This is a genomic window from Shigella flexneri 2a str. 301 (assembly GCF_000006925.2).
Lineage (GTDB): Bacteria > Pseudomonadota > Gammaproteobacteria > Enterobacterales > Enterobacteriaceae > ECMA0423.
In genome coordinates, this window is sequence record NC_004337.2 from 342,023 (window position 1) to 355,631 (window position 13,609).

8 protein-coding genes and 1 pseudogene are annotated in these 13,609 nt (G+C 53.0%); 6 read left to right on the top strand and 3 right to left on the bottom strand.

What is annotated here, in order from left to right:
* Positions 1–95: 95 nt before the first annotated feature.
* Positions 96–3,239 carry an exonuclease SbcC gene (gene sbcC, locus SF0334; RefSeq protein NP_706285.1) on the bottom strand — a complete coding sequence of 1,048 codons (3,144 nt, stop codon included), beginning with the start codon at positions 3,237–3,239 and terminating at the stop codon, positions 96–98.
* Entirely contained in the window at positions 3,236–4,438 is a 1,203-nt protein-coding gene (gene sbcD, locus SF0335; RefSeq protein ID NP_706286.1) for an exonuclease SbcD, read from the bottom strand. Before sbcD ends, sbcC begins: the two co-directional genes overlap by 4 nt.
* A 189-nt stretch (positions 4,439–4,627) precedes the next feature.
* Between sbcD and phoB the strand changes: the two genes are divergently transcribed.
* From phoB to malZ, 5 genes are all read left to right on the top strand, one after another.
* Entirely contained in the window at positions 4,628–5,317 is a 690-nt protein-coding gene (gene phoB / locus SF0336; RefSeq protein NP_706287.1) for a transcriptional regulator PhoB, read from the top strand.
* Positions 5,318–5,374: 57 nt separating this feature from the next.
* On the top strand, positions 5,375–6,670 hold the full coding sequence (gene phoR / locus SF0337; protein ID NP_706288.1) for a phosphate regulon sensor protein: 1,296 nt from the start codon (positions 5,375–5,377) through the stop codon (positions 6,668–6,670).
* A 406-nt stretch (positions 6,671–7,076) separates the two neighbouring features.
* Complete coding sequence (brnQ, locus tag SF0338; RefSeq protein NP_706289.1) at positions 7,077–8,396, top strand: branched-chain amino acid ABC transporter; 1,320 nt, start codon at positions 7,077–7,079, stop codon at positions 8,394–8,396.
* A gap of 75 nt (positions 8,397–8,471) precedes the next feature.
* On the top strand, positions 8,472–9,845 hold the full coding sequence (gene proY, locus SF0339) for a permease (RefSeq protein NP_706290.2): 1,374 nt from the start codon (positions 8,472–8,474) through the stop codon (positions 9,843–9,845).
* A gap of 154 nt (positions 9,846–9,999) precedes the next feature.
* Positions 10,000–11,817 carry a maltodextrin glucosidase gene (gene malZ / locus SF0340; RefSeq protein ID NP_706291.1) on the top strand — a complete coding sequence of 606 codons (1,818 nt, stop codon included), beginning with the start codon at positions 10,000–10,002 and terminating at the stop codon, positions 11,815–11,817.
* 4 nt (positions 11,818–11,821) lie between these two features.
* On the opposite strand, the pseudogene SF0341 reads toward malZ, so the two are convergent.
* Positions 11,822–12,395, bottom strand: a pseudogene (locus SF0341).
* 92 nt (positions 12,396–12,487) lie between these two features.
* Here SF0341 and queA point away from each other — a divergent pair.
* Complete coding sequence (queA, locus tag SF0342) at positions 12,488–13,558, top strand: S-adenosylmethionine:tRNA ribosyltransferase-isomerase (RefSeq protein ID NP_706293.1); 1,071 nt, start codon at positions 12,488–12,490, stop codon at positions 13,556–13,558.
* Positions 13,559–13,609 lie beyond the last annotated feature (51 nt).

Below are 13,609 nucleotides of genomic sequence, written 5' to 3' on the forward strand. Positions count from 1 at the left end.
AATCACCGTAGCCAATAAAGTGATAGCTTGCAGGATAACGACCAGCAAGGCCAAGAGATAATTCACCCCTCTGTATTCATTATCCTGCTGAATAGTTATTTCACTGCAAACGTACTTTCCAGTTTGCTGTAGCCCAGGCCGTTGATCTTTTTCACTTTGATCTGCACCGGAATACGCTCTTTCATCGCTTCTACGTGGCTAATCACACCGATGGTTTTGCCACTGGCGTTCAGGGCATCCAGCGCATCAAGGGCGGTATCCAGCGTTTCGCTATCCAGCGTGCCAAAACCTTCATCAAGGAACAGCGAGTCAATACGTGTTTTATGGCTGACCAGATCCGAAAGCGCCAGCGCCAGCGCCAGACTAACGAGGAAACTTTCGCCGCCGGAAAGGGTACGGGTATCGCGTACCGCATCTGCCTGCCAGGTATCAACAACCTCGACTTCCAGCGCCTCGCTGGCTTTGCGCTGTAACAGATAGCGCACGTGCAGCCGGGTAAGTTGCTGATTAGCGAGATGGACTAAATTATCCAGCGTCAGCCCCTGGGCAAACTTGCGGAATTTATCGCCCTCTTTGGAACCTATTAGCGAATTCAGATATCCCCAGTCCTCAACCTGCTGCGTCATTTGAGCAATTTGCTGCATTAAGGTTTGTTGTTGCTGACGGTTATCTGCATCCTGCTTCAGCTGCTGGCGAATCTCGCCTTGACTCGTGGTGTTTTCACGCAACTTTTGGTGAGTTTGCGCTAACTCTTGCTGAATCTGCTCCACCGTCACAGTGAGAGCCAACCCGTCAGGTCGGTGTTGTTGATGCTGTGCCAGCGTTTCTGCTGTCTGAGTGACCAGCGTTTGCGCCTGACGGCGCTGGTTTTCCAGATTCTGCTTGAGCTGTTCCAGCTGCGTTAGTGTTTGTTCATCCATTAGCGCCGCAAGGAACGCCTGCTGATCGTCAAAGACGCTGGCCTGTAGCGCGGTGTCAAACTGCGCTTGGGCTTTTTGCAGACTTTGCGCCGCCAGAACATCCTGTTGCTGTAACGTCTGCTGCTGGCTGTGTAATGCGAGACATTGTTCATGAACCTGCCGCCAGTTATCCAGCGCCACAGTTTCTTCGCTGTGCGGGAGATCATCACTTTGCGGCAACGTTTCCAGAATCGGTGTCAGCTGCTGAATACGGTTTTGCAGCGCGGTTAATTCGTTCTGGCGTTGCTGCCAGCTCTGCGCTTCTTGCTGACGTGTCGCCAACCAGCTCTCTTCTTCATCTTCCTGTGGCAATGTCAGTGCATAACCCGCCAATGCCGTTAAGAGCTGCTGCTGACGTTGTTCAATTTGCTGTTGATACTGGATAATTTGCTGATTATGCGCGGCAATCTGCCCTTGTAATTCATGTCGTTGGCTGAGTAACCGCAGCTGGCGTTCGTGCTCATCTTGTGCATCCAGCCACGGTTGAATATCGTCCTGTGGCTGCAAGGTGATATTGAGGCTGGCCGTGACGGCTTGCCATTGTTGAGTAAGTGCTTGCTCATCTTGTCGGAGGCTTTGCGCTTCGTTTTCATCGCGCTGAAGCTGCTTCGTTAATGCATCCAGTTGCCCGCGCAGCGCCGCACCTTCTTCGCCGAGCTTTTTAACTTCGTTTTCCAGCGCCAGTAATCGAGACTGATTAACACCAGGCTCCAGCGCCTGATACGCCTCGACCGCCGGGTGGCTGGTGGAACCACAAAGTGGACAAGGCTGACCCGCCTGTAACTGTGCACGCTGGGCTTCCAGCGTTTTGATGCGCGCTTCCTGCTCGCAAATGGTTTTCACATCGGCAAGTTGCTGCGTCTTTTCTTTATAACGCTGGCGCATTTCGTTAAGTGCGACATTACGTTGCGTCTGTTCCAGAGTGACATTCTGGATAGTGACCATTAACTGCGCCAGACGTTTTTGTTGGGGAACAATCTGCCCATGCAGCGCGACCAGGCGCTGACGCAGTGGGCGTTGCTCGGCATGTTGCGCCAGGGCGGTAGCAACTTCATCGGCGGTTAACGTCAACGTGATCGCCGCAAGCGCATTAAGTTTTTGCTCAGCATGGGTTAACTGTTGCTGCCATTGCCGCAGATGCTCGCGATCGCTGGTTTGTTGGGAGAACTGCGCACGCCAACCCGCCAGTTCGTTGTTCCACTGACGGAAGCGGTCGTGTTCCTGTAACCAGGTATTCAGGCTTTGTTGCTGCTGCTGTAATTCTGCTGACTGCTTCGCCGCGTGGTGGCGAATGCTCGCGCGAAGCGCCATTGTGCTCTGTAAGCGAGTATTTACTTCTTCAATCTGCTGGCGAATATGCGCCAGCGCCGCGCTGTGTTCTGCGATGCGTTCCCAGTGTGGACGAAGATTTCGTGCCGGTTGTGCCAGACTAAGCGCCGCCAGTTGAGGTTGCGCTTTTTCTTCTTCGGCTAACGCCTGTTGCAAGGCCTGTTGACGGCGGCTGGCTTCTTGCTGCAATTCGTCCTGACGCGTTAACCAGTTTAGCGATTGTTGTTCTTGCTGCTGCGCGGTAATTAACTGTTTTTCTTCGTCAGTAAGTACCTGCAAACTCGCTGTCAGCGATTGCACTTGTTCCGGCGTGAGCAACGTGACGCCGCTGGCCTGCGCTTGCAGCTTCTCCAGCTCAGTGCGGGCCGATTTGTGCTGCTCAAAAACCATCGCCGAGATTTGCCCGTAGATTTCAGTGCCGGTTAACTCCTCGAGCAATTCCGCGCGTTCTTTGGGTTTGGCATTCAGGAAGGCAGCAAATTGCCCCTGCGAAAGCAGCATCGAACGGGTGAAGCGCCCGTAATCCAGCCCGGTTAACGTCGCTGTCAGTTCCAGCTTATCTTTCACTTTGTCGGCGAGAATTTTGCCGTCGGCGCAGCGCGCCAGCTCTACGCGAGGCACCTGCAAATTACCGTCCGGCTGGTTACGCGCCCGATTCTGGCTCCAGAACGCGCGATACGCTTCACCTTTCACTTCAAACTCCACCTCCGCCAGACATTCAGCGGTATCGCGGGTCATGAGATCATTTTGCGATTGTGAAACGTTAGAGAGACGCGGAGTTTCGTGATACAGCGCCAGACAAATGGCGTCCAGCAGGGTGGTTTTCCCCGCACCGGTTGGGCCGGTAATGGCAAACAGCCCGTTGCTGGCGAACGGCTCGCGGGTGAAATCAATCTTCCATTCGCCTTTTAATGAGTTCAGGTTTTTCAGGCGCAGGCTGAGAATTTTCATGCTTCGTGTTCTCCGGCGAGGGTACGCAACGTCGTGGTGAAAAGATGCTGCAGACGTTGCTGCTGCGATTCATCCAGGTCTTCCAGTGCCAGACGGCGATTGAACACCTCTTCGACGCTGAGTTCGCTGAGGGTTTCACGCTGTTGGCTGGCTAACACACGCTCGCGCTGTTCACGACTCCGACGTACCAGCAATACTTCGACAGGCAATGATTCGGTTAATGCCTGGATTTTGCGCTGAATATCATGCAGATACTCATCAGTAGTGATTTCGATATCCAGCCAGACAGGTGGCTCCTGCGATACATCGCGCCACTGTTCCAGCTGTGCGGTAATCGACGCCAGATCGCCTTTCAGCACCGCCATGGGTTGAGTTACCGGTACGTTCAGGTTTTCCACGCTCTCTAATTTGCCGTTTGAAAATGTCACCAGATGGACATATTTACTCTTACCGCATTCATCAAAACTCAGTGGAATGGGGGAACCGCAATAGCGAACATGTTCCATGCCGCCAATAATCTGTGCGCGGTGAATATGCCCGAGCGCGATGTAGTCGGCTGGTGGAAAGTTTTGTGCCGGAAACGCGTCCAGCGTGCCAATATAAATGTCACGCACGGCGTCACTTTTACTGGAACCCACGGTCGTTAAATGTCCCGTGGCGATGATGGGCAGAGGCTGATCGCCGCGCAGTTTGCAGGCATCGGCATAGTGTTGTTGGTAATAATCGGTAATCGCTGCCAGTAAATGCTGCTGTTTTTCAATACCGTTAAGCCCCGCCTGGCTGGAAATAATGTCACGCGGGCGTAAAAACGGAATGGGGCACAGCACTGCGCCTGGCGTCCCGTCGCGACGAGGCAAGATTTGCGGCGCATGTCCGGCGCTGGCGACCACGGTTGTATTGAGGAACGCCATGATATCGCGCGATTCATTCAGCGTGGCGACCGAGTCATGGTTTCCTGCCAGTACCACCAGATGACAGCCAGTTTGCTGTAAATTGACAACAAAACGGTTGTATAACGTGCGGGCGTAACTGGGCGGCGAGCCGGTATCGAAAACATCACCAGCAACAATAATCGCATCCACCTGATGGGTTTGTGCTGTCTCCAGCAGCCAGTCAAGAAAAGCCTGATGTTCAGCTTCGCGGCTTTTACTGTAGAAGTTCTGGCCGAGATGCCAGTCTGAGGTGTGAAGGATGCGCATAACGGTTCCCTGGCGAAAAAGCATGGTCGCGATTATACCCAAACAGATGTGCCATTTGCTTTTTTCTGCGCCACGGAAATCAATAACCTGAAGATATGTGCGACGAGCTTTTCATAAATCTGTCATAAATCTGACGCATAATGACGTCGCATTAATGATCGCAACCTATTTATTACAACAGGGCAAATCATGGCGAGACGTATTCTGGTCGTAGAAGATGAAGCTCCAATTCGCGAAATGGTCTGCTTCGTGCTCGAACAAAATGGCTTTCAGCCGGTCGAAGCGGAAGATTATGACAGTGCTGTGAATCAACTGAATGAACCCTGGCCGGATTTAATTCTCCTTGACTGGATGTTACCTGGCGGCTCCGGTATCCAGTTCATCAAACACCTCAAGCGCGAGTCGATGACCCGGGATATTCCAGTGGTGATGTTGACCGCCAGAGGGGAAGAAGAAGATCGCGTGCGCGGCCTTGAAACCGGCGCGGATGACTATATCACCAAGCCATTTTCGCCGAAGGAGCTGGTGGCGCGAATCAAAGCGGTAATGCGCCGTATTTCGCCAATGGCGGTGGAAGAGGTGATTAAGATGCAGGGATTAAGTCTCAACCCGACATCTCACCGAGTGATGGCGGGCGAAGAGCCGCTGGAGATGGGGCCGACAGAATTTAAACTGCTGCACTTTTTTATGACGCATCCTGAGCGCGTGTACAGCCGCGAGCAGCTGTTAAACCACGTCTGGGGAACTAACGTGTATGTGGAAGACCGCACGGTCGATGTCCACATTCGTCGCCTGCGTAAAGCACTGGAGCCCGGCGGGCATGACCGCATGGTGCAGACCGTGCGCGGTACAGGATATCGTTTTTCAACCCGCTTTTAACGCCTTGCTCATCGGACGCAGAGCAGGGCTTATGATTTCTTAACTGGAGTATCTTACGTGCTGGAACGGCTGTCGTGGAAAAGGCTGGTGCTGGAGCTGCTACTTTGCTGCCTCCCGGCTTTCATCCTGGGTGCATTTTTTGGTTACCTGCCCTGGTTTTTGCTGGCATCGGTAACAGGACTGCTTATCTGGCATTTCTGGAATTTATTGCGCCTTTCATGGTGGCTGTGGGTGGATCGCAGTATGACCCCGCCACCGGGGCGTGGTAGCTGGGAACCGCTACTATACGGCTTACACCAGATGCAGCTGCGAAATAAAAAACGCCGCCGTGAACTGGGCAATCTGATTAAACGCTTTCGTAGCGGCGCGGAGTCGCTGCCCGACGCGGTGGTGCTGACCACGGAAGAGGGCGGTATTTTCTGGTGTAACGGTCTGGCGCAACAAATTCTTGGTTTGCGCTGGCCGGAAGATAACGGGCAGAACATCCTTAACCTACTGCGTTACCCGGAGTTTACGCAATATCTGAAAACGCGTGATTTTTCTCGCCCGCTCAATCTGGTGCTCAACACCGGGCGGCATCTGGAAATTCGCGTCATGCCTTATACCCACAAACAGTTGCTGATGGTGGCGCGTGATGTCACGCAAATGCATCAACTGGAAGGGGCGCGGCGTAACTTTTTTGCCAACGTGAGCCATGAGTTACGTACGCCATTGACCGTGTTACAGGGTTACCTGGAGATGATGGATGAGCAGCCGCTGGAAGGCGCGGTACGCGAAAAAGCGTTGCACACCATGCGCGAGCAGACCCAGCGGATGGAAGGGCTGGTGAAGCAGTTGCTAACGCTGTCGAAAATTGAAGCCGCGCCGACGCAATTGCTCAATGAAAAGGTTGATGTGCCGATGATGCTGCGCGTTGTTGAGCGCGAGGCTCAGACTCTGAGTCAGAAAAAACAGACATTTACCTTTGAGATAGATAACGGCCTCAAGGTGTCTGGCAACGAAGATCAGCTACGCAGTGCGATTTCGAACCTGGTCTATAACGCCGTGAATCATACGCCGGAAGGCACGCATATCACCGTACGCTGGCAGCGAGTGCCGCACGGTGCCGAATTTAGCGTTGAAGATAACGGACCGGGCATTGCACCGGAGCATATTCCGCGCCTGACCGAGCGTTTTTATCGCGTTGATAAAGCGCGTTCCCGGCAAACCGGCGGTAGCGGATTAGGGTTAGCGATCGTGAAACATGCGGTGAATCATCACGAAAGTCGCCTGAATATTGAGAGTACAGTAGGAAAAGGAACACGTTTCAGTTTTGTTATCCCGGAACGTTTAATTGCCAAAAACAGCGATTAATCCGCCTTTGTCATCTTTTATTGCCATAAGCCAGCCGATGCTGGCTTATTTTCTTTGCAGTCAAAATACGGGCGTTAGATTTTACAACGGTTGGTGATTTTTTGTTCGCATGATTAGCCATGTCTTTTTCACGGAAATAGTGTTTTATACTGGTTGGTGATTTCTTATCGCTATATACCTCTGGTTTTTAGATCCCTCCTTGCTTTAAAACGTTATAAGCGTTTAAATTGCGCTTCAGGTGCTGTCATACTGACTGCATTAACGCGGTAAATCGAAAAACTATTCTTCGCCGCGCCTGGTTGGGAGTATTTCCCGCTAAAATTGTTTAAATATACCGCTGTATCATCCCCAGGGATTGGCACAAAAATTTAACGTTACAACACCACATCCACAGGCAGTATGATTTATGACCCATCAATTAAGATCGCGCGATATCATCGCTCTGGGCTTTATGACATTTGCGTTGTTCGTCGGCGCAGGTAACATTATTTTCCCTCCAATGGTCGGCTTACAGGCAGGCGAACACGTCTGGACTGCGGCATTCGGCTTCCTCATTACTGCCGTTGGCCTGCCGGTATTAACGGTAGTGGCGCTGGCAAAAGTTGGCGGCGGTGTTGACAGCCTCAGCACGCCAATCGGTAAAGTCGCTGGCGTACTGCTGGCAACGGTTTGTTACCTGGCGGTGGGGCCGCTTTTCGCTACGCCGCGTACAGCTACCGTTTCCTTTGAAGTGGGGATTGCGCCGCTGACGGGTGATTCCGCGCTGCCGCTGTTTATCTACAGCCTGGTCTATTTCGCTATCGTTATTCTGGTTTCGCTCTATCCGGGCAAGCTGCTGGATACCGTGGGCAACTTCCTTGCGCCGCTGAAAATTATCGCGCTGGTCATCCTGTCTGTTGTCGCGATTGTCTGGCCGGCGGGTTCTATCAGCACGGCGACTGAGGCTTATCAAAACGCTGCATTTTCTAACGGCTTCGTTAACGGCTATCTGACCATGGATACGCTGGGCGCAATGGTGTTTGGTATCGTTATTGTTAACGCGGCGCGTTCTCGTGGCGTTACCGAAGCGCGTCTGCTGACCCGTTATACCGTCTGGGCTGGCCTGATGGCGGGTGTTGGTCTGACTTTGCTGTACCTGGCGCTGTTCTGTCTGGGTTCAGACAGCGCGTCGCTGGTCGATCAGTCTGCAAACGGCGCTGCTATTCTGCATGCTTACGTTCAGCACACCTTTGGCGGCGGCGGTAGCTTCCTGCTGGCGGCGTTAATCTTCATCGCCTGTCTGGTCACGGCGGTTGGCCTGACCTGTGCTTGTGCAGAATTCTTTGCCCAGTACGTACCGCTCTCTTATCGTACGCTGGTGTTTATCCTCGGCGGCTTCTCGATGGTGGTGTCTAACCTCGGCTTAAGCCAGCTGATCCAGATCTCCGTACCGGTGCTGACCGCTATTTATCCGCCGTGTATCGCACTGGTTGTATTAAGTTTTACACGCTCATGGTGGCATAATTCGTCCCGCGTGATTGCTCCGCCGATGTTTATCAGCCTGCTTTTTGGTATTCTCGACGGGATCAAAGCATCTGCATTCAGCGATATCTTACCGTCCTGGGCGCAGCGTTTACCGCTGGCCGAACAAGGTCTGGCGTGGTTAATGCCAACAGTGGTGATGGTGGTTCTGGCCATTATCTGGGATCGCGCGGCAGGTCGTCAGGTGACCTCCAGCGCTCACTAAATCACTGAACATTTGTTTTAACCACGGGGCTGCGATGCCCCGTGGTTTTTTATTGTGTTGATGGGTTAGGAATTGATGGAAAGTAAGAATAAGCTAAAGCGTGGGCTAAGTACCCGCCACATACGCTTTATGGCACTGGGTTCAGCAATTGGCACCGGGCTGTTTTACGGTTCGGCAGACGCCATCAAAATGGCCGGTCCGAGCGTGTTGTTGGCCTATATTATCGGTGGTATCGCGGCGTATATCATTATGCGTGCGCTGGGGGAAATGTCGGTACATAACCCGGCCGCCAGCTCTTTCTCGCGTTATGCGCAGGAAAACCTTGGCCCGCTGGCAGGTTACATTACCGGATGGACCTACTGTTTTGAAATCCTTATTGTCGCCATCGCCGATGTGACCGCTTTTGGTATCTATATGGGTGTCTTGTTCCCGACGGTGCCGCACTGGATTTGGGTACTGAGCGTGGTGCTGATCATTTGCGCCGTAAACCTGATGAGCGTGAAGGTCTTCGGTGAGCTGGAATTCTGGTTCTCGTTCTTTAAAGTCGCCACCATCATCATCATGATTGTCGCCGGTTTCGGCATCATCATCTGGGGGATTGGCAACGGCGGGCAACCGACCGGTATTCATAACCTGTGGAGCAACGGCGGCTTCTTCAGTAACGGCTGGCTTGGCATGGTAATGTCGTTGCAAATGGTGATGTTTGCTTACGGTGGGATCGAAATTATCGGGATTACCGCCGGTGAAGCGAAAGATCCTGAGAAATCGATTCCGCGTGCGATTAACTCCGTGCCGATGCGTATTCTGGTGTTCTACGTCGGTACGCTGTTCGTCATTATGTCTATCTACCCGTGGAATCAGGTTGGCACTGCCGGTAGCCCGTTCGTACTGACGTTCCAGCATATGGGCATTACCTTTGCCGCCAGCATTCTTAACTTTGTTGTGCTGACCGCTTCGCTGTCGGCAATTAACAGTGACGTATTTGGCGTAGGCCGTATGCTCCACGGTATGGCAGAGCAGGGCAGCGCACCGAAAATTTTCAGCAAAACGTCGCGTCGCGGTATTCCGTGGGTTACGGTGCTGGTGATGACTACCGCGCTGCTGTTTGCGGTGTATCTGAACTACATCATGCCGGAAAACGTCTTCCTGGTGATCGCTTCGCTGGCAACCTTCGCCACGGTATGGGTGTGGATTATGATCCTGCTGTCGCAAATCGCCTTCCGTCGCCGTTTGCCGCCAGAAGAAGTTAAGGCGCTGAAATTTAAAGTGCCGGGTGGGGTAGCAACGACCATCGGCGGGCTGATTTTCCTGCTCTTTATTATCGGGTTGATTGGTTATCACCCGGATACGCGTATCTCGCTGTATGTCGGTTTCGCGTGGATTGTTGTGCTGTTGATTGGCTGGATGTTTAAACGCCGCCACGATCGTCAGCTGGCTGAAAACCAATAATACTTGCGTTCTGTAAGCCGGTTCAGGAGGAAATCCTGATCCGGCTATTCCGAAAGTATCCGCCCCCGTCCTCCTCCCCCAAATATCCTTCAGATGATGAGTGATCCTGCATTAGGCTATGGCAAGGTGATCAGATTTTCATCACAGGGGAATTATGATGTTAAATGCATGGCACCTGCCGGTGCCCCCATTTGTTAAACAAAGCAAAGATCAACTGCTCATTACACTGTGGCTGACGGGCGAAGACCCACCGCAGCGCATTATGCTGCGTACAGAACACGATAACGAAGAAATGTCAGTACCAATGCATAAGCAGCGCAGTCAGCCGCAGCCAGGCGTCACCGCATGGCGTGCGGCGATTGATCTCTCCAGCGGACAACCCCGGCGGCGTTACAGTTTCAAACTGCTGTGGCACGATCGCCAGCGTTGGTTTACACCGCAGGGCTTCAGCCGAATGCCGCCGGCACGACTGGAGCAGTTTGCCGTCGATGTACCTGATATCGGCCCACAATGGGCTGCGGATCAGATTTTTTATCAGATCTTCCCTGATCGTTTTGCGCGTAGTCTTCCTCGTGAAGCTGAACAGGATCATGTCTATTACCATCATGCAGCCGGACAAGAGATCATCTTGCGTGACTGGGATGAACCGGTCACGGCGCAGGCGGGCGGATCAACGTTCTATGGCGGCGATCTGGACGGGATAAGCGAAAAACTGCCGTATCTGAAAAAGCTTGGCGTGACAGCGCTGTATCTCAATCCGGTGTTTAAAGCTCCCAGCGTACATAAATACGATACCGAGGATTATCGCCATGTCGATCCGCAGTTTGGCGGTGATGGGGCGTTGCTGCGTTTGCGACACAATACGCAGCAGCTGGGAATGCGGCTGGTGCTGGACGGCGTGTTTAACCACAGTGGCGATTCCCATGCCTGGTTTGACAGGCACAATCTTGGCACGGGGGGAGCTTGTCACAACTCTGAATCGCCCTGGCGCGACTGGTACTCGTTTAGTGATGATGGCACGGCGCTCGACTGGCTTGGCTATGCCAGCTTGACGAAGCTGGATTATCAGTCGGAAAGTCTGGTGAATGAAATTTATCGCGGGGAAGACAGTATTGTCCGCCACTGGCTGAAAGCGCCGTGGAATATGGACGGCTGGCGGCTGGATGTGGTGCATATGCTGGGGGAGGCGGGTGGGGCGCGCAATAATATGCAGCACGTTGCAGGGATCACCGAAGCGGCGAAAGAAACCCAGCCGGAAGCGTATATTGTCGGCGAACATTTTGGCGATGCACGGCAATGGTTACAGGCCGATGTGGAAGATGCTGCCATGAACTATCGTGGCTTCACATTCCCGTTGTGGGGATTTCTTGCCAATACCGACATCTCTTATGATCCGCAGCAAATTGACGCCCAAACCTGTATGGCCTGGATGGATAATTACCGCGCAGGGCTTTCTCATCAACAACAATTACGTATGTTTAATCAGCTCGATAGCCACGATACTGCGCGATTTAAAACGCTGCTCGGTCGGGATATTGCGCGCCTGCCGCTGGCGGTGGTCTGGCTGTTCACCTGGCCTGGTGTACCGTGCATTTATTACGGTGATGAAGTGGGACTGGATGGTAAAAACGATCCGTTTTGCCGTAAACCGTTCCCCTGGCAGGTGGAAAAGCAGGATACGGCGTTATTCGCGCTGTACCGGCGAATGATTGTGCTGCGTAAGAAAAGTCAGGCGCTGCGTCGTGGCGGCTGTCAGGTGCTGTATGCGGAAGATAACGTAGTGGTATTTGTCCGCGTGCTGAATCAGCAACGTGTACTGGTGGCAATCAACCGTGGCGAGGCCAGTGAAGTGGTGCTACCCGCGTCACCGTTTCTCAATGCCGTGCAATGGCAATGCAAAGAAGGGCATGGGCAACTGACTGACGGGATTCTGGCTTTGCCTGCCATTTCGGCTACGGTATGGATGAACTAACGTTTTATAACGCCTTGTGTGACGCCTGCGCCATCATCCGCGGATAAAACTGCCAGAAGCGGGTTTCGAGGGCGTCATAATGAGCGTCTAAATCGTACCAGGAGTCACGCAGGGCATCCAGACGTGGGCGGCGGCTTGCCATGCCGTTTAACACGTTCTGGATGAAATCCATATCGCGATAGCGCACCAGCCACTGCTCTGACCACAAGTAATTGTTCAGATTGATAAAACGTGGCGGTGAGTCCGGCAAAATCGTCATCACTTGCTCGCGGGCATAACAGACAAATTCCTGTAGCGGAAAGTCCGGCGACAGCTGCGACCAGTGGCGGGAAAGAAAGTGATCCCACATGACATCCAGCGTAATAGGCGCAACGCGGCGCGTTTCACTACGAAACCACTCCTGTGCTTCGCGGACTTCCGGCAGATTGTCAGTCAATACGTCGATGCATATGAATGCCAGCCACGACGTCGGGCGGAAAACTTTCTTCAGGATTTCCGCGTACGAAATCAGCCAGTAAATTGCCAGAAAGCGAGCTTTCCGCGAGATGGGCTAAATGCAGGTGAGCTAAAAAATTCATCGATTATATTCTATCCAAAGGGGGGTAAAGGTTGCAGGGAGAGCGCCCCGGCACTAGACTACCCGACTCTTATTTTAGTCTGAGTCAGTGTCATGCGCGTTACCGATTTCTCCTTTGAATTGCCCGAATCCCTGATTGCCCACTATCCCATGCCTGAACGCAGTAGCTGTCGTTTACTGTCGCTGGACGGGCCGACGGGCGCGCTGACGCACGGTACTTTCACCGATTTACTCGATAAGCTCAACCCCGGCGATCTTCTGGTTTTTAATAATACCCGCGTGATCCCGGCGCGTCTGTTTGGGCGTAAAGCCAGCGGCGGCAAGATTGAAGTGCTGGTTGAGCGGATGCTCGACGACAAACGCATTCTTGCGCATATTCGCGCCTCGAAAGCGCCAAAACCTGGCGCAGAACTGTTGCTGGGCGATGACGAAAGTATCAACGCAACAATGACCGCGCGCCACGGCGCACTGTTTGAAGTCGAATTTAATGATGAACGCTCGGTACTGGATATCCTCAACAGCATCGGCCATATGCCGCTGCCGCCGTATATCGATCGTCCGGACGAAGACGCTGACCGCGAACTTTATCAAACCGTTTATAGCGAAAAACCGGGCGCGGTTGCAGCCCCGACCGCTGGTCTGCATTTTGACGAGCCTTTGCTGGAAAAATTACGCGCCAAAGGCGTGGAGATGGCGTTTGTGACGTTGCACGTTGGTGCGGGCACCTTCCAGCCGGTGCGCGTCGACACCATTGAAGATCACATCATGCACTCGGAATACGCTGAAGTACCGCAGGATGTGGTAGACGCGGTACTGGCGGCGAAAGCGCGCGGTAACCGGGTGATTGCGGTTGGCACCACTTCAGTACGTTCGCTGGAAAGCGCGGCACAGGCGGCAAAAAACGATCTTATCGAACCGTTCTTTGACGATACCCAAATCTTTATCTATCCGGGCTTCCAGTACAAAGTGGTCGATGCGCTGGTGACGAACTTCCACTTGCCAGAGTCGACGCTGATTATGCTGGTTTCGGCCTTTGCCGGTTATCAACACACCATGAATGCCTATAAAGCGGCGGTAGAAGAGAAATATCGCTTTTTTAGTTACGGTGATGCGATGTTTATCACGTACAATCCGCAGGCAATTAATGAGCGCGTCGGGGAGTAATTCCGCGGCGCTGGTTTAAACGTTGGACTGTTTTTCTGACGTAGTGGAGAA